Raw genomic sequence first — 24,445 nt, 5'->3', positions numbered from 1 at the left:
GTAAAGTCTTTCGCCTGTACGGCTTAACTTTAAATCAAAATCATATGCGGGGTTTCGTTCCCGCGCGACGAAGCACTTTTTTTCGGCAAAAGTGACCAATACCTTTCTTGCTTGTGCGCGGAACTATGGTGAACTGGCCCGGAGCCAACTCAGGAGAATGATTTAAAAACGTACGTTTTCCTTCTTTGCCTGCTTCAATATCCCCAATTTTCATGCCGAACCGGGAGGCAATTGAGCATCTCTCGATAAAACTGCCACTTGGGCATGAACTGGTCCATGAGCCCAAGGAAACGCGCGTTGTGCGTCGGCTCAAGTATGTGAACCATTTCGTGAACTACGATGTATTCCAGACATTCCTGGGGTTTCTTGGCGAGGTCAGTGTTGAGGCGAATACTATGTGCGGCCGAGTTGCAACTGCCCCACTTGGTTTTCATACGCTGCACAAAAAACTGTTTCACCTTTACTCCGATAAGCGGTTCCCATTTTTCGATCAATGGGTGCACTGCTTGCTTAAGCTGGGCACGATACCAATCCTCTACCAAAGCCTGCTTCTTGTGCACATCAGTACCCGGACGAACGTGCAAAAGCATCTGTTGGTGTTTCAATTCAACGGAGGATAATTGGGCATCCTCAAAGACTGTGAGGAGATAGCGCTTTCCCCAAACATAATGGCTTTCGCGGTTGAGATACTCACGTGGAGTTTCACGGGCCTGTTCGCACAGCTTTTGTTGCTGGTTTTTGATCCAGTCGAGTTTGGTGATGGCAAACACACGGATGTTATCGATATCCATTCGGAGCGGCGCAGAAATCCGCACTTTTCCCGTTGGAGGGTGGACACTCAAGTGAATGTTCTTGATGTCCTTCTTCACCACATCCACGGCAATGTCACCAAGCTTGATTTGCGTGACCATCAATATTCCTTTTGCTGCTTGATGATGAGGAAGATGCGCTCGACTTCAGCCTCGTTCTTCAAGATTCCATACAAGGCAGCCTTGATGACGCGTTCGCGGGCCTGCACGCCGCGCCAGCCGTCGGGACGAGTGCTCTTGACGGTTTCATCAATCTTGACCGCGAGTTTCAGCACATCATCATTTGTTGCGTTCCCATAGGAAGCCATAGACTCAGCGCCCACACTTGCGCCGCCGTCAATGGTCTCTGGCTTGAGATTGTTATAGAGAGCCCGGCGTCCCGGCGTATTTAACTCGTCGGGCATATCCTCTGCCTGCCCGGCCTCTACTCTGTTCGCCAGTTCGGCAATACGTCTCAAGTATTCTTCATAGGCGATGGCTTTCGATCTGCGCGCTGCAATAATCTCGTTCAGCAATGCGGACATCTTGTCATAATACGCCGGATCGTTCAGATGCTCCTTGATGATTTTTCGGCGGACGTTGTTCTCAATGGTCTCGGCAACGGCATTCTTGTTGCCTTTCAACCCACCCAACTGCGTGGCGATGGCATTGGCAATGCCAGTCTTCACGATTAGCTCCAGCAAACCCATGTTGTCGAAGGGAGAAATCTTTCTTGGCTCGTCCGCCTCGATGTAGGTGTCGATGAGGTGTCGCATGTCGGCCTCGTAGGCTTTGAGGTCGAGGGTCTCTCCACTAGCCTTGCGGATAATGTCGCGGAGATCCAGGTAACGCTTGAGCTGCTCTTTAATCCGTGTAATGTCGGCTCCGCTATATCCGGCGGCCTCCAGTTCGTCGGAAATATTCGCATATGCGCGCACAAGTGCCACCGTCGCCTTGTAAAGCGCGGCGCGTTGCGGCTCCCGTTGCTTTAAGTCGGTAGCGATCTCGGTATTACCGCAAAAGTATCTGATGTGCTCGAACTCGCCCTTGGGTGGCTCCACTGGTTCGCACAGGAGGGGAAGAGCCTCCAGCGCATTGTCGAGCCGTTCCTTCCCCTTCTTGAGGCGGTCCTGCAACAGCACCTCAGGATCAACACCTCCCGCGCTGTGATCCAGCTCAGAAGTATAGACGGCGATGGCATTCTCGACCTTCTTAAACAGGTCCTTATAATCCACGATGTAACCGAAATCCTTGTCCTCACCGTCGAGCCGGTTTACACGACAGATGGCCTGAAACAAGCCGTGGTCTTGCATGGACTTGTCGATATAGAGATAGGTGCAAGGAGGAGCGTCGAAACCAGTGAGCAGCTTATCCACCACGACGAGCAATTTCATATTCGACGGTTCCTTGGTGAACAGATTCTTCGCCCATTCCTCGTAAGTCTCCGTCTTAGTCATTCCTGGTTTGGCTTCAACATCTTTCAGCAGCGCGGTGTAGGTGTTGAAAATGAACTGCTTGTCGGTCTCGGTGTTCGCGCCGGTCTCCTCAAGCGTCACGTCCCTCGTCTGGGGGTTGTAGGAGGTCACCACTGCGCACTTGCCCTTGAAGGGCGTCTTCTGGAACAGGCTGAAATACTTGCATGCCTCATAAATACTCGAGGCCACCAGAATGGCGTTGCCGCGTTCACTGGACAGGCGGGGCTTCACGCTAAAGTCAAACACGATGTCGCTTAGCACCCGATCCATACGCGACTTGGAACTGAGCACGTTCTGCATCGTACCCCATTGTGTTTTTAACTCCGCCTTCTGCCAATCGTTGAGCCCCTTAGTCTTAGCCTCGAACCAGGCATCGATCTTGTCTACAGAGCCAAGGCGCTGATCGATGTCTCGCGCCTCATAGACGAGATCCAGCACAACCCCGTCCTCGACCCCTTCGCTAAACTTATAGGTGTGGATGTAGCCGCCAAAGACTTCAAGACTGGTCTGTTTGTCCTTCTTCAGCAGCGGCGTGCCGGTGAAGCCGATAAAAACGGCATTGGGCATCATCGCCTTCATGACGCGGTGCAGCCTGCCGCTCTGCGTACGGTGGCACTCGTCCACAAAGACAAACACCTCGCCCACCGTCTGGCTGGGCTGGGCCTCCAACTCCTTGATGAAGGCGTCGAAATCATTCACATCCTTCTGCCCGAACTTGTGGATGAGAGAGCAGAGCAATCGCGGCGTAGCCTGGCCGAGTTGGTTCATCAGGTCGCGCCCACTGCTAGTGCGCTCGATGACTACGCCAGCATCAGTGAAGACCCGCTCGATCTGTTTATCCAGTTCGTCCCGGTCAGTGAGGATAGCCACGCGAGCATTGGGCTTGTTTTCAAGAATCCATTTGGCCAGCAACACCATCACAATACTTTTTCCGCTGCCCTGCGTATGCCAGATGATGCCGCCCTTTCTTTGGTGCGCATGCTGCTGCGCAGCCTTGACGCCAAAATACTGGTGCGCACGCGGCAGCTTCTTCACGCCGCCATCAAAGAGCACGAAGTCGTGCATCACCTCGATCAGTCGCTCTTTCGCGCACATCTTGAGCAAATACTTGTCCAGCTTGAAGCGTGTGTTGTCCTCTTCGTCTTCCTTCCACTTGAGGAAATACTTTTCCGGGGTTCCGATGGTGCCGTATTGCAGGCCCTCGGAATCGTTACCCGCGAAGATGAACTGTATGGTGCTAAAAAACCATTCATTGAACTCAGGGAGTTGGTTGGACAGGCTTTGCCGAATGCCGTCACCAATCGACACGCGACTGTTTTTCAACTCCAATAAGCCGACAGCTATTCCGTTGATATACAGTACAATGTCAGGCCGCCGCTCATGGTTGCCCTTGAGCGTCACTTCCTCGGCGATAGCAAAGTCGTTTTTCGTAGGTTCGTCCCAATTAATGAGATGAACTTTATCTGTCACCTTTCCCGCCTCAATCTTCACGTCCACCCCGTACCGCAGTAGGCTATAAACCTTCTGATTGTTACCATAGAGACCCCGACTATGGTTATCCGCTTCGGTGCGTAAATCATAGATGGCCTTGCTGATCTGTGCAGGGGTATAGCCGCTTTTGGTCAGGTAGTCGGTGAGCAACCCTTCTTCAATATTGCTGTTATCGTCGCGGTCGGTCCAATCGCCAAGATAGCGGTAGCCTAACTCCTCGCGAAACAAGGCAATGACCCTGTTCTGCGTGGCACGCTCCGGTTGGCCAACATCGTTCATTAGTCAGCTTCCCGTTTTGAGTTGGTTTCGTAGAGTGTTTCCGTAATGGGGCCACGGTAGAGCTCTTCATTCAGGAACTGAAGCAGGCGCTTGGCGGCTGTTTTATCTGCGGGAAATATGATCTTGTTGCCCTTGAGCTGGACATCGACTTCGTAACCTTGTGAAAGAGACTTAATCTTTTTCGCAGAATACTTATCCAGAATCTTGGAATCTTTGAGCATGGCAAAACGTTTGCGAAACCACTGATTGGCATCCGCGACCACCGCATCTGGATTGTCTGGTGCTAAACGATGGTGCTCCAGGACCTCTCGAATCTCATGTTCAGACGCCTCTTGGTAAAAGTCAGCAAGTGGGAGAAAGGTGTTGGCAATACGAAAGTTATGAAACAATAATTTATGTTGACTGGAAAGATACAAGGCACTTAATTTCCCACCAAGGGTAAGTCCCGGCCGTTCCGCACTTTCGTAGGTGTTGTTTTGCAGAAACAGAGAGCGACCGGGCTTGATCACATGCGAGCGGCTGAAGTTCTGGAATAGCATTAGTTCTTCACCCTTGTCATTACGCGCGAATGCTACTATGCCCTTGATGGACTCGATGAGGTCTTCATGTTTACTGATTGAATCAAGGTCGGGGGCAGTCAGGCTGTTCTCACCGCTGAGCCAATCAGGCAGCTCGTACTCCTCCAAACGGAAGCGCTCATGCTCCTCGGGGTCATATCCTGCGTCGAAATCAATTTCGTGAATATTGTTCGTGAAGGATTCGTATTGCGTCTGCCAGTTTTTCGCGAGTGTTTTCTGTAAAGCCTGGTGAAGGGGTATTTGGTATAACCCCATCTGTCCGCCTGCTTTTACAATGGCCGCAAGTTGGAAATTCTCAAGCATCCCCGCCTCCCGTGTGCAGGTAGATATTATGAGCAAGCCGGACGGTCTCCACCTCTTTTCCGGTTCGACGAAGTTCTGCCTTGCTGATGAGTAGCTGAGAGACGCCATCACTGTTCTTTACACCATAGAAGTGATAGCCCAAAAGCCCCATGACCGGGTTGAAATGAAATGCACCGGCGTGCGCAATCACCAGGCAAATGATTAAAAAGATATAGGCGCCGGTCATCAATTGGCCTTCAAAAGCCATATCCTTGGCGGATATAAAAGGAAGCAGGTATGCCAATAAGAAGGCGAGCACTTCCTTGTCGTTACTTTCAAATTGTTCTATCCGGAATTGGTGTTTTTGCGCATTGCCTGCCGCGTATTGAAGCAACAGCCAACAAATGAACACCAACAGCAGTGCCCCTACTAGCCAGGGGAACCAGTTCGTCCACGGTCTCCCGAGCCCAAATTGATTGACGGCAACCGCACCCAGCACCGGCGACAGCGATGTGGCCACGAGCAGAAACTTCGCAAATTTATTCAGCATTTTTTTTACTCACTTCCTGGTCCCTTTGGACCAGCCGTATCCTTCCGGTAAGGAGTTCCTGCATCATGCCCTGCTTGAGCTGGCGGGCTTTGGCGAGCTTCGCTTCCAGCGCGGCGATCTCCGCGTCCATGTCGCTCAGGATGGCAGCGATGGCGGTTTGTTCTTCAGGTGGTGGAACAGGCAAAAAGAGATTTCTTAGTGCCGTTTTAGAAACCCCGAATACCTTCATGCCGGTAGCTACCCGAAGAAGCTGCTGTTGGAGTGAATGGAGATTTCGCAAATGACCTTTAAAACCTAAGGCAAATATCGGCACTTTCTCTCGAAGTAAAAAAGTGTGTAGACCAGAAACTGCCGCAGTCCCCGCGTTCAAACCGGTGACCTCAACTGCTTTAGCGATGCCGTCGAAATCTTCGGAGGCATCTACCATGATCCAGTCTCCATTCCGTAGCAAGGCCGCGTTCTTGCAGCATTGGCGCTCGATTTTTGGAGGGAGATCACGACTAAAGTCCAAGTGATTGTGAAACCGTGTGTGAATATCTCCATAGTGAATGTAGAACGTATCGCCTTCCGGATTGAGATCATTGCGGGAATTGGTGGCGGTGGGGTAGAAATCGAATATTTCATCAAAGGTTTTCTCTCCCCATTTTTCCTTAAAGCCCGGCAGGCGCTTTTTGCCGGTGAGGAGTTCCTGCATGGCGCCTTGTTTAAGGTGGCATTTTTTGTTGAGGAGTTGCTCCAGGGATTCGATGAGGGCATCCGCATCGCTCAACGCCTCGGCAATGGCTTCTTGTTCGTCTTTGGTGGGGGGAAGGGGGATGTTTAGTTCAGTAATATCGCGTGTATTTACATAAATTTGTGTGCCTGGCTTGGCAAGACTCACTATTCTCTTATGAGTTAAATCACTATTAATTTGAAAATATAAATAAGCCGGGGTTGCTGCCCCTTTACTTGCTAACCTCATTGTGCGCTGATTAAAAATATAGGTGTCATCCTGGTCTATTAGAAGCACTCTGCCGATAATTGTTCCAACCGATGTTTTATCGTTCAATAACATCGCCAATTCATTTTTCCTTAGAAGGAATTTCTTCAGTTTTATTGAATGAATTTTGTAGATATAATTTCCTGTCTCCACAAATTTCCCAGATGAGGAATAGTTCCCAATGGAAATTACGAGGTGGCCATCGCTATTATTAAAATAGTGCTCTAGAGCAGTTCCATTTTGATAGAAGCATATTTCGTCAATAGTTTTTACGTCCCAATCTTCCGGAATCACCCCCACCTCGGTCTGCTTGTAGCCGGATTTCACTTCCATGCAAACCCCATCTTCTCCAGGTGGCCCTTCACCCTTCCCTCCAATTCCACAACTCGATCGACCATTTGCGGCATCGGGGTTTCATACCATTCGGCCAGTTCCTTCACACGCTGGGTGAGGACCTGGCTGATTCGGTCCATCTCGCCGTGGATGTCTTTCTCCAGGGTCGCCAGCCATTTATCATCCACGACCAGGGTTTTGATTTCATCTTCGGTGAGCTTGGGATACTGCGCGTAGGCTTTGGCATCCAGCGCAGTCTCGGCGTCTTTAATTTTTCGTTTGAGATCCGACTCTTGGCTATTGAGGGTGAGCCATTCGTTTAAAATATCAGCCTCGGATTTTTCCTCGTTTCCATAGAGGGGGGAATCTTCCGCGGCTTTCAAGACGGCGGTTTTGCCTTCAATGGTTTTGCGCTGAGACTCGACATGCTCGGATTCGGCCCGGAGTTCTTTGAGGCGAGCCGTGACTGTGGCTTTGTTGATTTTCTCCAGCTCGGCAAACACTCCTTCTTCGCCGCCGTGCTCCTCTTCCAGTTCGGTGATTTGAGCGGTCGTGTTTTCCAATTCGACCGTGAGTTGGTCGATGGCTTTCTGTTCTTTGGGGAAGTACCGTGCGACGATGAGTGGCTTTGGGATGAGATCGCAGGCCCAACCCTTGTCCACCTGCTTGCCGGGTTTGCCATCCTTCCCTTTCTTGGTCTCGATGATGCGGGAGGTCTCGGCCTTCCAGCCCTCGGCGGCGATGAGGTAGCAGTCGTCCTGCATGGTATCAGACCAATAGTCCATGAGATGTTGATACACATCGTAATGGTTCATGAGCGGCTTGCCCCTGTAATGCGCGAGTAAGTCCTCGGAGAGTCCAAAGATGATTTCCTTGGGATGGCATCCGGCCTGCAAAGCCTTTAGCCTTTTGGCGCTCTTCTTGCGCCAGGTGGCGAAGTGGCGGTTCATGTCCGTGATGAAAGTGGCGAACTCCGGGTGCTCGTAGATGGTGGGCTTGATGGCGGCCTTGTCTACAGTGAGATCGAGATAGCCGGGACGGTTGGCCTTGAAGAGCACTTGTTGAAGATTGGGGCAGACTTCCCAGTAACGCTGAAGGGCGTCGACATCGGCGACGGGAATGCCGCCTTTCAGGTGGCCCTCGATGTCTTGAAGATCCTCGGGCGTCTGACTATCGATATAGCGGGGAAGGTTGAGGTTGAACTCATTTTTTTCGATCTCTTCCACACTAACCATGCGAGAGTATTTAGGCACTTCTTGACGCTTGTTGAAGACATCCACAATTTTATGAATGTCTTGGGCGCGGAGGCGGTTTTTGGGGCCGTCCTTCATGAAGCCTGCGCTGGCATCGATCATAAAGATTCCCTTGCGGGTGTGGGCATCTTGTTTGTTTACGACAACGATGCAAGCGGGGATGCCTGTGCCGAAGAACAGGTTGGCTGGCAGGCCGATGATGCCTTGAATGTACCCCTTGCGAATCAGATTGCGTCGGATGTCCGCCTCGGCATGGCCGCGGAAGAGGACGCCATGCGGCAGGATACACGCGCCTTTGCCTTGGCTCTTGAGCGAGCGGACGATGTGGAGCAGATACGCGTAATCGCCCTGCTTGCCAGGTGGCGTGCCGAAGGGCTGGAAGCGGTTGTACGGGTCATTGAGCGGGTCGATGCCAGTGCTCCAGCGTTTGTCGGAAAATGGCGGATTGGCGATGACGTAGTCGAAAGTCTTGAGTGTATCGCCCTCCTTAAACTTTGGATCGGCCAATGTGTTGCCCTGCACAATGAGGGCCGTGGGGTTGTTGTGCAGGATCATGTTCATCCGCGCGAGGCCACTGGTGGCAGCGTCCTTTTCCTGTCCGTACAGGGTAACCGACGTGCCGGCCTCGTCTCCCACCTTCAGGAGCAGTGAACCCGAACCACAGGCGGGGTCATAGACGGTGGTGGCACTGGTCGTCTTTGCCTCATGGATGCCGATGATTTGCGCGATGATTCGGCTGACTTCCGCCGGGGTGTAAAACTGCCCTTTGCTCTTGCCACTCTGCGTAGCGAAGTGGCGCATGAGGTATTCATAGGCATCGCCCAGAATGTCGTCGCCCTCGGCGCGGTTCTTCGAGAAATCGAGCGCCTTGTTCTCAAAGATGGCGATGAGATTGGTGAGTTTCTTGACCATCTCATCGCCGCTGCCCAGCTTGTTGGGGTCATTGAAGTCCGGCATGTCCGACAGTTTGTTGGCGTTGGCCAGCGGAGCGATGATTTTCTTGTTGATCTGATCACCGATGTCGGGCTTGCCTTTGAGCGCAACCATGTCCTTGAAAGATGCGCCATTGGGGATGGTAATCGGGGCATAGGGGATGCCAGCGTACTTGTCGCTGACGTATTTGATGAAGAGCAGAACAAGGACGTAATCCTTGTATTGGCTAGCATCCATCCCACCACGCAGTTCATCGCAGCTTTGCCAGAGAGATGAATAAAGTTCGGATTTTTTTAGAGCCATGGGCGAAATGTACCTAAACTATAGGGAATAGTATAGGTCTGCTTGGTTGGTGAAAACAATCTTATAATTTGAAGAAAAGCAATATTATTAGGAGATTATTTCCCGTTCAAATTTCCGACTAGACAAGCCAGAAAATATAGAAAAAAGTTACAAAGATGGTTTCCCGATTAACACATCGGGAATGACGGACTCTTTGTTCACTCATACCTCAACCCTTCAGCAATCATCCCCTTCGTCACCCAGCGGGCGGGGAGGTAGGCGGCTATTTCACATGGCTTTCGAACCATCCATATCAAGACAGATTGCTGAGGAAATCCGATGGTGAGATCGTTTGATTCTGAAACTTTTTGCGCAGTTTTGTGTCGTAGGTGATGAGGCCGGTATTTTCCCTCTCAGCCAATGCTACACATAGGGTGTCATAGGCTGGATGATTGGCTTCGACAGACAATTCCAATGCACGCTCCCATAGTTCGTCTGCAGGCGCCGCATAGGTGATGAGGGCATCCGCATCCGTCAACACATCCATTCCCACTTCAAGGGTTTGCTGATGTTCTCGAATCCATTGCCATACAACATTTACGAGTTCGGCTCGGAAGCTGTCAGGAACAAGAACACTGTCAACTTGGGTGAGCACTGCAAGAGATTCATCACGAAAGCGTGGGACACCAAGCAGCGCGTAGGCAAAGACCATTGTGTCCACAACCATCGATTAGCCTTCCCTAGGGCCGACCGACTTGTCGCCAGGTTTTGACTTTTGCAGGGGTGGTCTTAGGCAGGTCCTTCCACCGCTTCCGAATCCGCGCGGCTATCTCTGGAGTGGTGGCATACTTTTTTTTGAGCAGTTCACGCACTTCCTGCTCCATGGAATGATCCTTTCGACTGGCAGCAGCTTTGAGTCGTTCAAGGATGGCTTCTGGAATTTTTCGAATTGTGAGCGTGCTCATGGCTTTACCTCATCGCTTTAAAACTATTTGAGTTATGCTAGCAAAAGGGCAAGATGCTTTGACCTCTACACATTACTCATATCGCAAACCTTCAGCAATCACCCCCTTCGTCACCCAGCGGGCGGGGAGGTAGGCGGCGGCGATGGCGGCTAGGCCTGCGACGGTGACGGCTCCGAGCAAGGTGCTTGGAGACACGACGAATTGGATGGTCCAGCCGAAGGATTGTTTGTTGATCACGAAGATGAGCAAGGCAGCCAACAGCAGTCCTGCCAGTAAGCCCAGGACGGCGCCGATGGCACCGAGGATCAAGGATTCCCAGAACACCATGCCTTGAATCTGTCGCACGCCTGCGCCCATTCCAACTATACGTCACAATTTGTGATTTCAAGTTGGCCAACTTCTCGTCACGCAACTGGAACATACAATCGATGGGGAATTGATCAAGAAAAAGGGGAAAAATTGAATAGATAGATTCCCGATTATGAATGTCGGAAACGTTTTTTGAGGAAAGGATGCACGCCTCTGATGGTCGCTTACATCAGTCTGAATACAGACGTTATTAGGCTATGGCATGAACTGAGGCGGGGAGTTTGTTTAATGTTAATTCCTCGAGTTTGACTTTTCGGCTGACATTGTCGATGTCAATGCCTACCAGATTACCCTCGGCGTCATAATCCAAGATTATCCCTTCAGACACTTCCCGGCTTTCTACGCCTTGGTTTTCGGTCAGATCGATGTAGAGAGAGTCCGTCTCAGCATAATAGTTCAGTTTCATGGTTTATATCCACGATGGAAGAAGGCGAAAGTAATGGGAATTTTATCGGTTCTTATCGCGTAGGGCTTTTTGACTTCGATGGGTTTTCTTGCCGACCCCACCGTTAGCGCTCACCTTTTTTGATGTTCGAGTTTTTCGGTGTTCTGCCACAATATCGATAATTTTCCCGTTTCGATACACATACACTGGCGTGTTTGTAGCAAAGCCTAATTTTCTGGCTTTTAACGCGGCACGTTTTAAGGCTATACCCACTTTGGCAAGATCTGGATCTTTGATGGATACCTGTTTCCCTGCCATTATCGGGTTCCTCCTGAGTCGACATATCGTGGAACATCTCCGGCATTATCATACAGAATCCATGAATCGACAAGGGGTTGATAGGTGCCTTGGAAATTTCGCCAACCTGCCTTAAACCTTCTTCGAATCACGTTTTCCGCCACATTGTGTCCGCCTTGGGCCACCCGGGCGGCTACCCGCGCGATGGCCATTTCCGGGTTTGGAAGTTTCAGGAATATCAGTTTAATGAAATACCCTTTCTTTCTCCATTGGGGGATGAGTCGAGCATATCGCAATCCACTGAGGGTGGTCTCAAACGCAAAACTTTCGCGACGCCTGACGAGTGTTACCATCTCTTGAACCATGAGGCGTCCTGCTTGGAAGGCTGCAACGTCTGGGTTAAATGGGGAAAGACCTTCTGCAATAAGATCGACGTTCATGAACCTTAGGCATTCAGCTTCTTGAGGCAGAAACTCCCGCGCGAAGGTGGTTTTGCCTGCACCGTTTGGTCCAGCAAGGATCAGGATTTTTTTCTTCTGGGATTTTGCCATTGGTGACTTTGTGTCCACTTGGACAACTGCATGCTAACCAACCATTGAACAAAAAGAAAGATCAGAACATAAGGAATGGATGGATTCCCGATTAATAATGTCGGGAATGACTACTTTCTCATTTTATTCATACCTCAATCCCTCAGCGATGACCCCTTTGGTGACCCAGCGGGCTGGGAGGTAGGCGGCGGCAATGGCGGCTAGGGCTGCAACGGTCACGGCTCCGAGCAGGATGCTGGGGGAGACGACGAATTGGATGGTCCAGCCGAAGGATTGTTTGTTGATGACGAAGATGAGCAAAGCAGCCAACAGCAGTCCTGCCAGCAAACCCAGGATGGCGCCGATGGCGCCGAGGATGAGTGACTCCCAAAATACCATGCCTTGAATCTGTCGCACGCCTGCGCCGAGCGCACGGAACGTAGCGAACTCTCGTTGGCGTTCTACGATGGCGGTAAGCAAGGTATTGGCGATACCCAGCAACCCCACGAGCACGGCGATCAATTCCAAGCCATGCGTCACTCGAAACGTACGATCAAAAATTTCGAGAATCTCTTCGCGAAGCTCTTGATTGCCGATAATGGTGATGGGCATGAGCGGAGTCAGGGCGGAGTTCAGTTGCGTTCGAAGTTCATTAGATGTTGTCTGCGGATCTTTGTAGATGGCTAATACCGACGCCGAGGCATCTCCCCAATGCTCTTCGTACAGCGCCCGATCCATGACGACTTTTCCGCCATCCGTGGCATAGTCGTAGAAGATCCCCACAACCGGAAAGCCGTGGGACCCTTGGCTCGTCGGTAACTGTAACGACTCGCCGACTTCGACGTTTAATCGTCTCGCCAACACCTCGGACACGATGACGCCATTCTGTTTTAGGGCTTCTTGCAGGCGCGTATCCGAGTCGCCACCAACAAACAAATACTGGCTCCGATCGGCATGAACCCGGAAATCTCTGGCCACGAGAATGACGGTGGTCTCTCCTACTTGAATGCGGACCTGGCGATACGGGTCGACGGCCACCACTCCCGGCAGGGCTGATGCGGCTTTGAGAATTTCTTCCGGAAAATGCGCCTCCTTTCCCGCCTGACTGGCTTCCAACACATCTAATTGGGGCGTGATTAATAAGTCGGCCATCATCGTTTGATCGATCCAGGTTTCCACGGTGGTGCGAAAGCTTTGGACCATCACACCCACGCCTACCATGATGGCAATGCCCACCATGAGGGCGGAGAGGGTCATGCTATTTCGTCCCGGCGTGCGAATAATCTGATCCGCGGCCAGATGCGCGGACAAGCCCAGTGCAGATTTGAATGGAAGGCTCATGATTCCCCGAAGGGCCTGAATGCATAGCGGCGCTAAACAGGTACAGGCGAGCAACAGGCAAAAGGCCGCGGCATATCCATACACCGGAATGCCATCGACGGGGGGCAACATCGACAGCCCGAACGCCACCAGAAACAGCGCCACCGCGAGACTCGTAAAGAGTCCATAACGGTTTTGCCGTGTGTCTTCATACTGGCCCGGGGCCAGAGCCCGAGCCGGCTCGGTGTGGCTGGCTTCCCAACAAGGGCCAAGGGCTCCCAGGATTGCGAGCCCTAATCCCAGGACACAACCGCCCGCCATCAAGGCAGGCGTCATCTCAACCGCCCCTACCGGTACTGAGGTATACAATTCCGACACGGTTTCGCTTTCTAACACCACCAAGAGTTTGGCGAACACCACACCCAAGGCGGTTCCCCCGGCTCCACCCAACAGACCAACGACTGCGGCCTCGCCTAAAAACAACCATGCAATCTGTCGGCGGTACATGCCCAATGCCCGCAGGATGCCGATTTCCCGCCGATATTGGACCACCGAAAAGCCCACGGCGTTGTAAACGAGGAACACTCCCACGAATAGCCCGACCATGCTGAGGGTGGTGAGATTGAGCTGAAACGATCTGAGCATGCGCTCGACTTGTTGATTGCGCTGGGCGGGGCGGCCGACGGAGATGGTGGGGCCCAGGGTGCGCTGTAAATCTTGGATGATCTCTTGGACGGGCGCATGGTGTTGGGTTTTGAGGTCGTACCTGTCTACAAATCCCACCAGGTCAAACAACATTTGCGCGGCAGCAATGTCCATGATGGCAAAGGAGTCCCAGGTTTGCCCGGGATTGGTCGCCACAAACACTCCTCCTAATGTCACTTCGTAGCGACGGCTCCCTACTTCCAAATTGAGCGAATCTCCGACGTTCAGATTGAGTCGCTCGGCTGTGTCTTGATGAAGAAAGAGCACATCGGGATTCAGCAAATAATCCAGTGACGAATCCTCGGCGTCTGTGGAAGAAAATTCTAGCGTGTCGGCGCTGAGCCATTCGAGAACATCGACGGCTTGAATTCGAAATGATTGCGGATTGTTTTCAGACAGCAACACTTTTGCTGAAAGATTGATCACCGGACTCGCTGACTCTACGGCCTGATGTTTTCGAACCGGGATCACGACCAGTTCGTCGAGTAATCCTTCTGTGGCGGTGATGTGAATGGTCGCTGTCCCTACTACACTAGTGACGGTTGTTTCGAATGACCGGAAGACTTCCTCATTCGCCACCGACATCGCGATCGCCGCTGAGACCCCGATTCCCACCCCGAACACGGTCAACCCCGTTCGCAGGGGACGGCTCCACAAATGGTGAATTGCCAATGTCAGGATGGAATAAAACATGCATGAATAGTGAGGGTTGAGTGGGGGGGTCTAATTTTGGTACATATGATCTTTCTTATTTGCGCATTCATTCTTCCAGGCTTCATTCATGGCGAAAGCAAAATTGAAAACCCAAGATGTGAAGGGTGCGGTACGTGAAAAGAAGGATGACGCGTTTTCGTTAACGGCTCGTCAAAAAGAAATCCTCAGACTCGTTGCCTTAGGGCATACCAATCGAGAAATCGGTGAACAACTCGATATCAGTGTGCGGACGGTGGAAGTACATCGCTTTAATTTAATGCGTCGCCTGCGGGTACGCAATGTCGCTCAACTGCTTCGTCAAGGTTTGCTCTTACGCCTCATTCCCAAAAATTCTGTTCCCAGTAAATCCTAATTTCTCCGATTATTTCCGCCTCGTCTTTTGAGTCCACCCGAAACTGACTCACAACTCTTTCAGCTTCCCTCGACAGGCTTCCACCGACGCATACCCTTTTTTATTTAGGACCTCCGACAACTCTTTCTCAATACGGTCGAACGCCGTGAGTCCTTCATCCACCAGCGTGGTGCCGATTTGAACCGCAGACGCGCCACACAACAGATGCTCGAAGACATCCGTGCCCGTCACGACCCCGCCTGTCCCAATTATGGGCATTTGACCCTGAAAGAGTTTCCAAAAGGCACGCACGTTGGCCAGTGCCACGGGTTTAATAATGGTGCCACCCATCCCGCCAAACCCGCCTTTGGGCTTGATCACCACAGTTTCCGACTCGGGGTCTACGACCAGCCCGTTGCCTACTGAGTTGATGAGGGAGAGAAATGATACCTTCACTTTTTCCAGCACACGCGCCATGGCTTCATGATGGATGGGGTCGAAATAGGGTGGCAGTTTCACGCCCATGGGAATGGTGAATATATCCTGGAGTTCGAGCAACAACTGCCGCGACGCCTCCATATCATATCCAATCTGGGGTTTCCCTGGGATATTAGGACAGGACAGGTTCACTTCGACAAGGTCGGGTTTCGCCAATTCGATAGCCTTGGCCGCCTCGATAAAATCTTGAGGACTTAAACCCGCCACACTCGCCACGACGGGTTTCTTGAACCGGCGTAGTTCTGGAATTAATTTGGCGTAGGCCGGATACCCTAAATTCGGCAGGCCCATGGAGTTGATCGAACCACCGGGAAAGCTGACATACCGCGGTCCGGGATTGCCTTCACGCGGTTGCGGGGTCATGGACTTGGTCACGATCGCGCCGGCATGCGATTCGCCCAACGCCTCCAATTCCTCTTGGGTCACGCAACAGGCCCCCGCGGCATTCATTAAACATGTGGGGAACGTCACTCCGGCAATGGTGGTCGAAAGGTTCATGAGGACTCCATCCTTGATCCACCAATGGTGGCGAGTTGCGGTAAACTTTTAGGTTTGAGTTGCCCATCTTGTAACGCATACAGGGTATCTCCGACCCGTGCGGCGGCTTCCGAATGCGTCACGAGAATGACCGTCTGTCCGGCAGCTTTGGCAATGCGATGCAGCAATTCCACGATTTCCGCTCCCTGGTGAGAGTCGAGATTGCCCGTTGGCTCGTCGGCCAAAAGCACCCGAGGCCGATGCACCACGGCTCGGGCAATGGCCACCCGTTGCTGTTCTCCACCTGATAATTCGCTTGGTCGATGGTTCTGCCGATGCCCAAGACCCACCATCTCCAAGACTTCCTTTACTCGTTGACGAATGAATGTCGAGGATTGTCCGTTGAACTGAAGGGGCAGCCCCACATTTTCCGAAGCGGTCAATCCCGGTACTAAATGAAAGGACTGAAACACCATGCCCATCCATTCCCGCCGTCGCCTCGTCCATTCTGCATCTGAACTTCCCCGGACCGGCTGGCCATCCAGAAAAATTTCTCCGGATGAGATGGTATCCAACCCGGCTATCACGTTTAATAGAGTGCTTTTTCCGCTTCCGCTGGGTCCCATCACAGCACAGAACTCGCCGTCGCCAATGTTAATCGTGGCCTCGTCGAGAGCCCGGATGACCACGGTTCCCCGCCGGTATTCCTTACACACGCGTTCTAATTTAATCACGCTCGCTCAATCCCAATGGTGGTGATTTCCTGGAAACCTTCATCGATGGGTAGACAATCCTTCCTATATCATACCGTTAGTACAGGGTCCAAATGTTGGGCCCTTTGGCCTTCGTGTTTCTTGGGATACTGCCACCCTGATGTCCTGGACTTGACGGCCTGAAGGCCTTTTCCTAGAGTCGTGTACATCCTTTCCTCGAGGCTCGAATCCGCATGACGGTGACTTCTGCTCGACTGTTGCATCGTGTGCTTCATACGCTTTTTCCCACTCCTTGTCTCAGTTGTGGCGAAGCGCTGTTGGATAATGCGATTCCCTATTTTTGCGAGCCTTGCTGGGGAACTATTTCTGTTTTACCTGAGCCCAAATGCCCCCGCTGCCATCTTCCGTTTTCCTCGGCATCCACACTCACTCACAGCCCTCAGCACCTTTGTGGGCGATGTCGGCAACGCCCACCCGCTTTTACCAAGGCGTGCACGCCCTACGCCTATCAGGGTGTTCTGAAGGATGCCATCAGTCAATTCAAATATCACGGCAAAGTTCGACTCGCGAAACCACTCGCGCAACTCATGGCTTCCGCTTGGGATTTGCCGCAAAGTATTGATGGGATTATCGCCGTGCCCCTCCACCCGACACGACTGAGAGAGCGGGAATACAATCAATCCCTCTTATTGGCCGAACGCTTGAGTCATTGTCTCGGCCTACCGGTGATGTGGAATATTTTGGTCCGCACGCACCCTACCGTTCCGCAAACCACATTGAAGCGAGCCGCAAGACTCAAGAACTTGCGAAAGTCTTTTGCCGTCACTCGCCCAGAGGTCGTGTCCGGGAAACAGGTATTGCTGGTGGATGATGTTTATACGACGGGGACAACGATCAATGAATGCGCGAAAACCCTTCGCAAAGCTGGAGCAGCCGACGTGTTCGTGGAAACATTGGCGCGAATGGTCTAGCAGTGAAACTAAAAGTATTACTTGACATTACTAGGTAATTTTCCTAACCTGGTTTTGACTATTGCGCAGTCGCGAATCATTTTCACATCGGGATTGACTACTCCATGTTTGCTGGCCAGTACCATTGCAAGTTAGACGAGAAGGGTCGCTTCATCCTTCCTAGCCCGCTTCGCGAACAGTTGGAAGCCGAAGGCGAGCGCATTATTTTTGTGAAAGGCCAGGAACAACCCTTATCCGCCTATTCCGTCAAACAATGGGAAACGGTTCTGGCCAAAGCCAAAGAGACGTTTGACGAAAACCAAAGTCGCCTGTTCATGCACTTTGTGGTGTCGGAAGCAGCATCCTCGGATATCGACAAAACCGGGCGCATTCTCATCCCGGGCCGACTCCGAAAAACCATTCCCATTGAAGACGATCTCGAAGTGGTTTTGGTGGGGATGTATCACAAATTGGAGATTTGGAATCCCTCGGAATGGCGACGGTATCTCATCCAGCATGATGAGGAATTTGAAAACAATCTCGGCAAAATGCTGAACATGCTTTGATTCAATAGCCCGTGGCGGCCCCCTCCTTCCGATCCTCACGTCAGCGCACACGTTCTTCGCTTCTCACGTCAGCCCTTTCAGGTATCCCGAATACTTCGGTGAAGGTCACACCAACTCGGTTTGTTTTTTCCTTGCCGCTGCCTCCTAGCATTAACACTCAATATGCCACCGTGAATGGCCGACGCGTGCTGTCTTCCACCGGGCGTCGATATAAATCTTCCATCGCACAACTGTTGCTCAGCGCCCTAGCGCAATCGCCACATCGTGCCACTTTTCTTCACTCTGCCCAATCCCACTACCTCGCGCTGTCGCTCCAATTTTATTTTCCCTCGTTGTTGAGACGAGACTTGGACGGCGGGCTGAAAATCGCCCAGGATGCCGTGTGCGAAGCCATGGGCATCAACGACAATCGCATCGCGGAAATTCACTTATTCAAATTGTTGGATCGAGAAGCCCCTCGACTTGATTGTTCATTGTCGACCACTACCCCCGCGCCCCCCATGTCCTCACGCAAACGGCAGGCCCACCGCCCGACTTCCAATCGGCGAACTCGATCGTAAATCGACCAGGGCCGTAATCTTCCTCAGAAACACCCAAGCAGATAATTCACCTAGCCTTGTCGTAGATTTTCATTTGTGGTCAATTGCCACACTATGGCAACACAGAAAGGGAAATTGCAGGAAACTCAAAAAGATTGAGTGCCTGAGAATGGCGAGAATTGAAACGCGAGACTATAACGCTTGAAGAATTTCTTGGGGTGCGCGACGGTGGGTTGCCAACTGACTGGCTTTGCGAGAAATATGAGTGGGACTGTTCAGTGCCTTTCCTACTCCGGCAGGGAAAAATACTCCGAGCCTTGAGCCATAACAATGGCGAACGATTCCTGCCACCCACACGACGTCTTGCGGAAGACGGAGCTTCACTGACACTTGCTCATCAACACGAAAACGGACTGTTCCACGACGATCTAATTCCAAAAGGGCCCCATGACGGCTAAGGTTGAGGCATTTGGCCACGATGGACTGATTATGGCTCGCTCGAACTTCTGCGGAAGGAAACTTCTCGGAAAGAGTCTCAACGCGTGGAGTTTTTCGTCGTTCACTTTTCATGATTTCTCCCACTTAGCCTTGAGGGCTTCTTGTTGGGTGCGAAAGACAGGGATCCAATCCCCCACCTCCGTAATATTCAGAATATCCCGCACAATCCCGTCCTGCACAATCAGACTCATTCTTCCCTGTACCCGATTTAATTTTCGTTGAGAGAGCACCAGCCATCCCAGGGCCGCACTATCAATAAAGGTCACCTCCGTGACATCCAAAATGACATGGCGATATCCGGCGTTGATGGCTAAATCCATTCGCCACTTATATTCTTGTCGAGCATTCTGATCGAACCGTCCGACGATCGTCTCAATGATGACTTCATTGTTCACCTGTTGTTCAGAAATCACCATACATGGTATCCCTCTGAGAATCTTATTTGTCTGCTTTCTCCATTGTTTCGGTGCTTTCTTTCAAACACTTGACACTTGTTGGTCCTCACACCTCGAGGACTCATGGCCTGACGCGGGCTGCGTAAAAACATTCAACTATGGTACATTGAATTTAGAGCATATTTTCATGCTCCCCAAATCATGAAGATCTTGCCTATTATCATCATCCAAAGGGAGTACATTACACATGAGGATTGTGTTGCCGTATCTTTTGCTCGTTTTCACCTTGTTATCGGCGGTGAACCCCCCGGAACCCTTCGCGCGACGCAACGCGCACACACCTGAACAAATAGAACGCTTAAAAACCGCTCAAACGATTCACATCCACACTCTCGCCCTTACTGAAAAAGGGCGAGCAAATAGCGAGACGATTCATCGTGCAATCTCTGATCGCGTGAAATCCTTTGGACTCACGGTGGTCGATTCACCAACCCAACCGCATGATGCCGTGCTCAAGGTGAAATGCGAGGAGCGCCGGTCCATCGTGGCTATGACCAAAATCGGTGGGGATGCGGATCAACCCGGCAGCCCCTCTCGGCATTGGAAAGGGCCGGCTTGTCAGTTTTCCTACAGCATTGAAGGTCAGGTCGGACCCTGGCGGCAGGAGGTTCGCACCACATTTGAAGATTCGTGGGAAGCTGCCCAAACCAATGGACACAAGGACTCCGGGCTCTATGCATTGGAACAACTCACCGATGTGCTCAAAGACGACGATTTTGCCCTCGAACTTTTGTCCGAGTGGAAACAGGCTGATCGTTTGGCCTCATTGTTGACTTCACCTGACAGTAGTCTGGCCACCAAACACACGATTCTCAAGCTTGCAAAAAAAGCGCCTGGTCCCCCGATGCTGCAGGCGTTGCAAACCACCATGGCACAAAAAGATCTCGCACCGGATGCCACGCAAGCGATGGGCTTTATGGGAACCGCCGCCACTCCGATTCTTTTGGACCTCCTCCAACATTCGGATTCCGATGAAATCAAAGCCCTCGCCGCGCATGCTTTAGGTGAGATTGGCACTCGAAGCGGTGACATGACCATTCTCCCACCCTTGCTTGCGATGGTGGATTCCCCAACGATCGATCTTCAGGTTCAGACTGAAATTGTCAAAACCCTTGGGAAAATACCTGATCAACGATCAGTTGGTCCTCTGAAAACGCTTGGCGTCAAGACGTGGACCTCTCGATCGAATGATCCACGCATGCAAGAACTTCGGGAAGCGATTGATATGAGTTTATGGCAAATCAGCCCCAATCCCCATTCCGAGTGATTGAGTGCCCTGAAGTCAATTGGTGGGTAAAATTGTCAATGGTGGAGAGTAATTGTCCGGGACAACAATAATATCTTTATGTGGCGCCAGAAGGTCTCAAGGAAAGAGGCCGGGATGGAGAACGAGATTCATTCATCGTTTGGAAATCCTGGATAAACATGCTGACGAGCAATCGAATGCGGTCCTGAAACTTTTGAATATCTCCGGTCGATAACGTTCCCTCACTCCAGGTCACGACCAAAGGACGACTGGCGTTGCGCATCAGAAAAACTTCTTGATGCAACTCCATGACAATCGTGTAGGCATAATAATTCGCCGCAATCTGTGTGACTGCTCCTTGAATTTCCAAATACGGCCGCTCGGTTGACCCATCCGACACCTGTTCGTCGAGAAGCATTCCCGATTTTCGGAATTGACTTTCTATTTCTCTCGTCAGATCAGACAAGGGCAATTCTTCATGGACGTTGGTTGGAGTCGAAACGAACACCATCGGCTTCAACACAATCCCCGACAATCCTCGGAGCGACTCCCTTTCACTCACTGTAGCGGCCGATGTATTGCTCAATGGCAACAACATTCCGACTAGGGCCATGACGATGACATAACGTCCAACATTCAACACTTTACTGACCTTTCAAATGCCGTGAACGGGGGACCTCACCTAGGGCCAACTTCCAATGTCAACGGTATCGAAAACACCAAGTCCATTGCAATTCCTCATACGAGGGATACGTATTCAAATCGGCAAGAACCCCTTTTACCGAACCAATCGAAGTTTAATATTTGTCGCGATCTGCTGAAAAATCTGGGTGAGCCCAGTTGGATCTGAAGTATAAAATTCGAAATCTTTTCCGCTGGCGACCTCAGACAAAAAAGCTTGATCGATTGCCCCCAATCCAACAATATAAATCCTCACCCCTCGATCTTTCAGCGCTTGCGCGCGATCTATAGCCATTTGCCGAGCGGTATGTTGCACATAGCTCCCCAACATTACAGGGATGACACCTGCACAAGCTTCAGGATCGACGTTGGCTATGGGTTCGTAGCTGTGAATCCCATACACCGGATCTTCCAACACGCCCCATTTCGTGGTCAGATAGGCGACAGCTGGGCTCCCGGTTGCACATTGGGTCATTCCAAGAGTCTCGCCATCTCCCATTTGGTACTGATAGATTCCGAGTGGTTCCCCAGTGTCGGCATCGAACAAGGTCGTGGTATTGCTCGACCTCGTTGTCACAACCGCATCATCGATCGTCTGTCCTTCTCTCATAAAGGGGTAAGCCTCTGGTGCACGAAACGCCGTCGGGGACCCATCGGAAAACAACACCACATATTGCTGTGCTCGGTGCTCGGCTGGAGTCGTGAGATATTCTGAAAACCCTGCAGGGCCGGAGGCTTGATGCAATGCATCCTCTGTATTCGTCGAGCCATTCGCTTCCAATTCATAAATGACATCCGACATCGGCCCGACAAAATCAGACCCCATGGAAACATCCACCTTCACATTCGTTCCAAAGGTGATCAAGGCCATTTGATCAGTCTCTTGAGTGGCGGTAAAAAATTCTAAAAAGTTGATGGCTGCTATTTTCAGATCTTCGATAGGGGGTTGAGAAAATCGAGACGCGGGATTTAGGGGATTAAATGTTGAACTCATGGAAGCCGAGCGATCTAGGATTAGGACAATTTCCACAGGCTGCTGTTGTGCCACTCCTAATGATCCAACCGTTTGCCTTTTGTACGCGCCTTTGTTTTTTGGAGTTTCAAGCACTGAGGCCATCATGTTGATGACCGAGGTGTAGCCTGTGACCTGAATCGTTCCATCAGATTGAACCTCTTCGGCAAACACCGCTGGGCCATCTGTGCCCAAAAACCCTGGCTGAAAATTTGCCCTCCCCATTTCTTGCACAAGTACTGGTAGGCTCAAATGAGGGTTGGACAAATGTTGAGCCCCCAACAACGCAATCGCATCCACTGATTTTGAGAGTTCGGCCCGTACCACATACCAACGCCCCACTTCGACTCCTAACACGACAAACCCAATGACCATGGTCAGAGTCAGAGACGCCATCACAAGAAAATTTCCTCGTTGGTTCGTGAGAGCTGACTGAGTAAAGGGAATTCGGCTAGACATAGAGGAAACCTACCGACTAAAAAATAGCCTGACTCTGGATAAGGATAGAATCCTTCACTGAATCTTGGTCGAGATCCACAGTTAACAGACCACCATTTTCTTTCAGCGAGAGGAACCCATCGAGAGGCGTCAAGGGCTGATGCGCATAATACACACTGACGACGGTTAACTGAGGAACCGCGGAAGCCTGTGCCTGCTCTTTAAATTGCAACCACTCATATAATGCCGGAGTGAGACCGCAATGCGGGTGAGTCGCTGGGGACACGACGTTAGGACTGTTTAAAGCTCCGTGCTCATACACGGTACATGTGGGATCTGGAGATTCTGATGAAATACCCGCTTGGACACGTGCGAGGAACATTTTGAATTGATGAGGATGTTGTTCAAACTCCAATGGGGAACTTGACCGTTCGAGCAACAAAAACAATTCAGGCCCAGTCTTCAGATCCCTTGATGCCAGAGAGCCCCCTTCCCTGGTCACGTTTGTCACCACCGCCTGAGCCTGAAGCAAAGAACCAAATTCGATTACCGCCCAGGCCAAGGTCAGCAACACGGTGGCCATCATGGAAAACTCCAAAGTGGCCAATCCTTCCTGTTGCTGTAGTCGAGAAATTTTCATGACACTGGATCGAACAATTCATTGCGAAAGGTACCCTCAGCCCACATCGGGAAGGTGGACTTATTGGGGAAAAATCCGGCAATCAATTCGGTCACAAAACGATGTTCATGCCGCACTTTGACTCGCATATATTGTCCAGGTTCCCCAGCCACTGGCGCCTGTGTCTCCCACCCATGGGGATCATCGTAGGTACTCGTCACCTGAAAGATCCACACCTGAAGGTGTTCACCTTCCATCACTCCTGATGCGTAATCCTTCACGGTCTGAATGATGGATGCCTCTCGAGTCAGCAGTTTCCCTTGGCTGTCTTGGAGCTGCTCACCGACCAGCGCCAGCCTCATCCCCTCTCGTGTGGCAAACTGCAGGGTATGTTGATGCAGAAAGTACCAACCAAACTCAATCACGGCTAACACCATGAGCAAAAACGGCAAGAGCAACAAAGCCATCTCTATGGTGGATTGACCACCATCGAACCTACTGTTTCCTTGACGACCCATTAAGCTTTCGCTCCACTTCTCGATAAAAGATAGGAAATTTTATTCCCGCTCCTGACTTCGGGCACCCTACCGAAATTCGCGACACCAAACCCGAAACCGTCTAATCTTCGGTTTTTTCATTCCTGACGTGTTCCTCGCTCAAGCAACCATTTCACACTACGAAGTAGGAGTAGTGGGGGGAGCAGGAGCAGGAGTGGTTGCAGAAGTCATCGAATCAACAACACCTTGAAAGGTGGTCGAAAGTCCAGGGCCAAGAATTCCCACTGCGGCTGTCACCGCAGCTGCCATCAATGCGACTAATAGACCATATTCCACGGCCGAGGCTCCCTCTTCGTCTTCAATGAATTGTTTTACGAAATTCAACATGATTCTCTCCTTTGTTAATTATTTTTTTAA

Annotated in this window: 27 protein-coding genes; 5 read left to right on the top strand and 22 right to left on the bottom strand. The window is 51.3% G+C overall.

Features of this window, described 5'->3' with window-relative positions; translation table 11 throughout:
- Positions 1–194: 194 nt before the first annotated feature.
- The 13 genes from PPG34_RS14065 to PPG34_RS14005 form a co-directional block, all read right to left on the bottom strand.
- Positions 195–911 (bottom strand): M48 family metallopeptidase, encoded by a 717-nt coding sequence (locus PPG34_RS14065; RefSeq protein ID WP_313834045.1) that lies wholly within the window; start codon positions 909–911, stop codon positions 195–197.
- Entirely contained in the window at positions 911–4,033 is a 3,123-nt protein-coding gene (locus tag PPG34_RS14060; protein ID WP_313834044.1) for a type I restriction endonuclease subunit R, read from the bottom strand. Before PPG34_RS14060 ends, PPG34_RS14065 begins: the two co-directional genes overlap by 1 nt.
- Positions 4,033–4,914 carry a hypothetical protein gene (locus tag PPG34_RS14055; RefSeq protein WP_313834043.1) on the bottom strand — a complete coding sequence of 294 codons (882 nt, stop codon included), beginning with the start codon at positions 4,912–4,914 and terminating at the stop codon, positions 4,033–4,035. The genes PPG34_RS14060 and PPG34_RS14055 overlap by 1 nt, the downstream gene beginning before the upstream one ends.
- Positions 4,907–5,443, bottom strand: a complete 537-nt coding sequence (locus PPG34_RS14050; RefSeq protein ID WP_313834042.1) for a hypothetical protein — start codon at positions 5,441–5,443, stop codon at positions 4,907–4,909. Before PPG34_RS14050 ends, PPG34_RS14055 begins: the two co-directional genes overlap by 8 nt.
- Positions 5,433–6,755: a restriction endonuclease subunit S gene (locus tag PPG34_RS14045; protein WP_313834041.1), complete on the bottom strand. Its 1,323-nt coding sequence runs from the start codon at positions 6,753–6,755 to the stop codon at positions 5,433–5,435. Before PPG34_RS14045 ends, PPG34_RS14050 begins: the two co-directional genes overlap by 11 nt.
- Positions 6,746–9,244, bottom strand: coding sequence for a type I restriction-modification system subunit M (locus tag PPG34_RS14040; protein ID WP_313834040.1), 2,499 nt, complete (start codon positions 9,242–9,244; stop codon positions 6,746–6,748). Before PPG34_RS14040 ends, PPG34_RS14045 begins: the two co-directional genes overlap by 10 nt.
- A gap of 292 nt (positions 9,245–9,536) precedes the next feature.
- On the bottom strand, positions 9,537–9,950 hold the full coding sequence (locus tag PPG34_RS14035) for a type II toxin-antitoxin system VapC family toxin (protein ID WP_313834039.1): 414 nt from the start codon (positions 9,948–9,950) through the stop codon (positions 9,537–9,539).
- A gap of 13 nt (positions 9,951–9,963) precedes the next feature.
- On the bottom strand, positions 9,964–10,188 hold the full coding sequence (locus PPG34_RS14030) for a FitA-like ribbon-helix-helix domain-containing protein (protein ID WP_313834038.1): 225 nt from the start codon (positions 10,186–10,188) through the stop codon (positions 9,964–9,966).
- Positions 10,189–10,260: 72 nt separating this feature from the next.
- Positions 10,261–10,545 carry an FtsX-like permease family protein gene (locus PPG34_RS14025; RefSeq protein WP_313834037.1) on the bottom strand — a complete coding sequence of 95 codons (285 nt, stop codon included), beginning with the start codon at positions 10,543–10,545 and terminating at the stop codon, positions 10,261–10,263.
- Positions 10,546–10,747: 202 nt separating this feature from the next.
- On the bottom strand, positions 10,748–10,963 hold the full coding sequence (locus tag PPG34_RS14020) for a DUF2283 domain-containing protein (protein ID WP_313834036.1): 216 nt from the start codon (positions 10,961–10,963) through the stop codon (positions 10,748–10,750).
- A 42-nt stretch (positions 10,964–11,005) separates the two neighbouring features.
- Positions 11,006–11,260, bottom strand: coding sequence for a hypothetical protein (locus PPG34_RS14015; protein ID WP_313834035.1), 255 nt, complete (start codon positions 11,258–11,260; stop codon positions 11,006–11,008).
- Positions 11,260–11,790: an ATPase gene (locus PPG34_RS14010; RefSeq protein ID WP_313834034.1), complete on the bottom strand. Its 531-nt coding sequence runs from the start codon at positions 11,788–11,790 to the stop codon at positions 11,260–11,262. The genes PPG34_RS14015 and PPG34_RS14010 overlap by 1 nt, the downstream gene beginning before the upstream one ends.
- Before the next feature lie 123 nt (positions 11,791–11,913).
- Positions 11,914–14,487, bottom strand: coding sequence for an FtsX-like permease family protein (locus PPG34_RS14005; protein WP_313834033.1), 2,574 nt, complete (start codon positions 14,485–14,487; stop codon positions 11,914–11,916).
- Between the two features lie 88 nt (positions 14,488–14,575).
- On the opposite strand from PPG34_RS14005, the gene PPG34_RS14000 reads away from it, so the two are divergent.
- Entirely contained in the window at positions 14,576–14,860 is a 285-nt protein-coding gene (locus tag PPG34_RS14000) for a LuxR C-terminal-related transcriptional regulator (protein WP_313834032.1), read from the top strand.
- A 48-nt stretch (positions 14,861–14,908) separates the two neighbouring features.
- Here the strand turns inward: PPG34_RS14000 and PPG34_RS13995 are convergent, their stop codons facing one another.
- Positions 14,909–15,835, bottom strand: a complete 927-nt coding sequence (locus PPG34_RS13995) for a dihydroorotate oxidase (protein ID WP_313834031.1) — start codon at positions 15,833–15,835, stop codon at positions 14,909–14,911.
- Positions 15,832–16,548, bottom strand: coding sequence for an ABC transporter ATP-binding protein (locus tag PPG34_RS13990; RefSeq protein WP_313834030.1), 717 nt, complete (start codon positions 16,546–16,548; stop codon positions 15,832–15,834). The genes PPG34_RS13995 and PPG34_RS13990 overlap by 4 nt, the downstream gene beginning before the upstream one ends.
- 212 nt (positions 16,549–16,760) lie before the next feature.
- On the opposite strand from PPG34_RS13990, the gene PPG34_RS13985 reads away from it, so the two are divergent.
- The 3 genes from PPG34_RS13985 (at position 16,761) to PPG34_RS13975 (ending at position 18,603) form a co-directional block, all read left to right on the top strand.
- Positions 16,761–17,498 carry a double zinc ribbon domain-containing protein gene (locus tag PPG34_RS13985; RefSeq protein ID WP_313834029.1) on the top strand — a complete coding sequence of 246 codons (738 nt, stop codon included), beginning with the start codon at positions 16,761–16,763 and terminating at the stop codon, positions 17,496–17,498.
- A 104-nt stretch (positions 17,499–17,602) separates the two neighbouring features.
- Entirely contained in the window at positions 17,603–18,043 is a 441-nt protein-coding gene (locus tag PPG34_RS13980) for a division/cell wall cluster transcriptional repressor MraZ (protein ID WP_313834028.1), read from the top strand.
- Positions 18,044–18,141: 98 nt separating this feature from the next.
- Entirely contained in the window at positions 18,142–18,603 is a 462-nt protein-coding gene (locus tag PPG34_RS13975) for a RusA family crossover junction endodeoxyribonuclease (protein ID WP_313834027.1), read from the top strand.
- A 171-nt stretch (positions 18,604–18,774) separates the two neighbouring features.
- Here the strand turns inward: PPG34_RS13975 and PPG34_RS13970 are convergent, their stop codons facing one another.
- Both PPG34_RS13970 and PPG34_RS13965 read right to left on the bottom strand, forming a co-directional pair.
- Positions 18,775–19,152, bottom strand: a complete 378-nt coding sequence (locus tag PPG34_RS13970; RefSeq protein ID WP_313834026.1) for a PilZ domain-containing protein — start codon at positions 19,150–19,152, stop codon at positions 18,775–18,777.
- Entirely contained in the window at positions 19,149–19,496 is a 348-nt protein-coding gene (locus tag PPG34_RS13965) for an STAS domain-containing protein (RefSeq protein WP_313834025.1), read from the bottom strand. The genes PPG34_RS13970 and PPG34_RS13965 overlap by 4 nt, the downstream gene beginning before the upstream one ends.
- A 226-nt stretch (positions 19,497–19,722) precedes the next feature.
- Between PPG34_RS13965 and PPG34_RS13960 the strand changes: the two genes are divergently transcribed.
- Complete coding sequence (locus PPG34_RS13960; protein ID WP_313834024.1) at positions 19,723–20,802, top strand: HEAT repeat domain-containing protein; 1,080 nt, start codon at positions 19,723–19,725, stop codon at positions 20,800–20,802.
- Between the two features lie 76 nt (positions 20,803–20,878).
- Here PPG34_RS13960 and PPG34_RS13955 read toward each other — a convergent pair whose 3' ends face one another.
- From PPG34_RS13955 to PPG34_RS13935, 5 genes are all read right to left on the bottom strand, one after another.
- Positions 20,879–21,424: a hypothetical protein gene (locus PPG34_RS13955; RefSeq protein WP_313834023.1), complete on the bottom strand. Its 546-nt coding sequence runs from the start codon at positions 21,422–21,424 to the stop codon at positions 20,879–20,881.
- Positions 21,425–21,559: 135 nt separating this feature from the next.
- Positions 21,560–22,933, bottom strand: coding sequence for a VWA domain-containing protein (locus PPG34_RS13950; protein WP_313834022.1), 1,374 nt, complete (start codon positions 22,931–22,933; stop codon positions 21,560–21,562).
- A 16-nt stretch (positions 22,934–22,949) separates the two neighbouring features.
- Complete coding sequence (locus PPG34_RS13945) at positions 22,950–23,552, bottom strand: TadE/TadG family type IV pilus assembly protein (protein WP_313834021.1); 603 nt, start codon at positions 23,550–23,552, stop codon at positions 22,950–22,952.
- Positions 23,549–24,049, bottom strand: coding sequence for a TadE family protein (locus PPG34_RS13940; protein WP_313834020.1), 501 nt, complete (start codon positions 24,047–24,049; stop codon positions 23,549–23,551). Before PPG34_RS13940 ends, PPG34_RS13945 begins: the two co-directional genes overlap by 4 nt.
- Before the next feature lie 156 nt (positions 24,050–24,205).
- Positions 24,206–24,415 (bottom strand): Flp family type IVb pilin, encoded by a 210-nt coding sequence (locus PPG34_RS13935; protein WP_313834019.1) that lies wholly within the window; start codon positions 24,413–24,415, stop codon positions 24,206–24,208.
- Positions 24,416–24,445 lie beyond the last annotated feature (30 nt).

Origin of the sequence: Candidatus Nitronereus thalassa, assembly GCF_032191465.1 — a bacterium.
GTDB lineage: Bacteria > Nitrospirota > Nitrospiria > Nitrospirales > UBA8639 > Nitronereus > Nitronereus thalassa.
This window is presented reverse-complemented; position numbering and strand designations above follow the sequence as displayed.

Coding starts and splice junctions, on each gene's coding strand:
- PPG34_RS14065 (WP_313834045.1), bottom strand. CDS start 911: ATGGTCACGCAAATCAAGCTTGGTGACATTGCCGTGGATGTGGTGAAG.
- PPG34_RS14060 (WP_313834044.1), bottom strand. CDS start 4,033: ATGAACGATGTTGGCCAACCGGAGCGTGCCACGCAGAACAGGGTCATT.
- PPG34_RS14055 (WP_313834043.1), bottom strand. CDS start 4,914: ATGCTTGAGAATTTCCAACTTGCGGCCATTGTAAAAGCAGGCGGACAG.
- PPG34_RS14050 (WP_313834042.1), bottom strand. CDS start 5,443: ATGCTGAATAAATTTGCGAAGTTTCTGCTCGTGGCCACATCGCTGTCG.
- PPG34_RS14045 (WP_313834041.1), bottom strand. CDS start 6,755: ATGGAAGTGAAATCCGGCTACAAGCAGACCGAGGTGGGGGTGATTCCG.
- PPG34_RS14040 (WP_313834040.1), bottom strand. CDS start 9,244: ATGGCTCTAAAAAAATCCGAACTTTATTCATCTCTCTGGCAAAGCTGC.
- PPG34_RS14035 (WP_313834039.1), bottom strand. CDS start 9,950: ATGGTTGTGGACACAATGGTCTTTGCCTACGCGCTGCTTGGTGTCCCA.
- PPG34_RS14030 (WP_313834038.1), bottom strand. CDS start 10,188: ATGAGCACGCTCACAATTCGAAAAATTCCAGAAGCCATCCTTGAACGA.
- PPG34_RS14025 (WP_313834037.1), bottom strand. CDS start 10,545: ATGGGCGCAGGCGTGCGACAGATTCAAGGCATGGTGTTCTGGGAATCC.
- PPG34_RS14020 (WP_313834036.1), bottom strand. CDS start 10,963: ATGAAACTGAACTATTATGCTGAGACGGACTCTCTCTACATCGATCTG.
- PPG34_RS14015 (WP_313834035.1), bottom strand. CDS start 11,260: ATGGCAGGGAAACAGGTATCCATCAAAGATCCAGATCTTGCCAAAGTG.
- PPG34_RS14010 (WP_313834034.1), bottom strand. CDS start 11,790: ATGGCAAAATCCCAGAAGAAAAAAATCCTGATCCTTGCTGGACCAAAC.
- PPG34_RS14005 (WP_313834033.1), bottom strand. CDS start 14,487: ATGTTTTATTCCATCCTGACATTGGCAATTCACCATTTGTGGAGCCGT.
- PPG34_RS14000 (WP_313834032.1), top strand. CDS start 14,576: ATGGCGAAAGCAAAATTGAAAACCCAAGATGTGAAGGGTGCGGTACGT.
- PPG34_RS13995 (WP_313834031.1), bottom strand. CDS start 15,835: ATGAACCTTTCGACCACCATTGCCGGAGTGACGTTCCCCACATGTTTA.
- PPG34_RS13985 (WP_313834029.1), top strand. CDS start 16,761: ATGACGGTGACTTCTGCTCGACTGTTGCATCGTGTGCTTCATACGCTT.
- PPG34_RS13980 (WP_313834028.1), top strand. CDS start 17,603: ATGTTTGCTGGCCAGTACCATTGCAAGTTAGACGAGAAGGGTCGCTTC.
- PPG34_RS13970 (WP_313834026.1), bottom strand. CDS start 19,152: ATGAAAAGTGAACGACGAAAAACTCCACGCGTTGAGACTCTTTCCGAG.
- PPG34_RS13965 (WP_313834025.1), bottom strand. CDS start 19,496: ATGGTGATTTCTGAACAACAGGTGAACAATGAAGTCATCATTGAGACG.
- PPG34_RS13960 (WP_313834024.1), top strand. CDS start 19,723: ATGAGGATTGTGTTGCCGTATCTTTTGCTCGTTTTCACCTTGTTATCG.
- PPG34_RS13950 (WP_313834022.1), bottom strand. CDS start 22,933: ATGTCTAGCCGAATTCCCTTTACTCAGTCAGCTCTCACGAACCAACGA.
- PPG34_RS13945 (WP_313834021.1), bottom strand. CDS start 23,552: ATGAAAATTTCTCGACTACAGCAACAGGAAGGATTGGCCACTTTGGAG.
- PPG34_RS13940 (WP_313834020.1), bottom strand. CDS start 24,049: ATGGGTCGTCAAGGAAACAGTAGGTTCGATGGTGGTCAATCCACCATA.
- PPG34_RS13935 (WP_313834019.1), bottom strand. CDS start 24,415: ATGTTGAATTTCGTAAAACAATTCATTGAAGACGAAGAGGGAGCCTCG.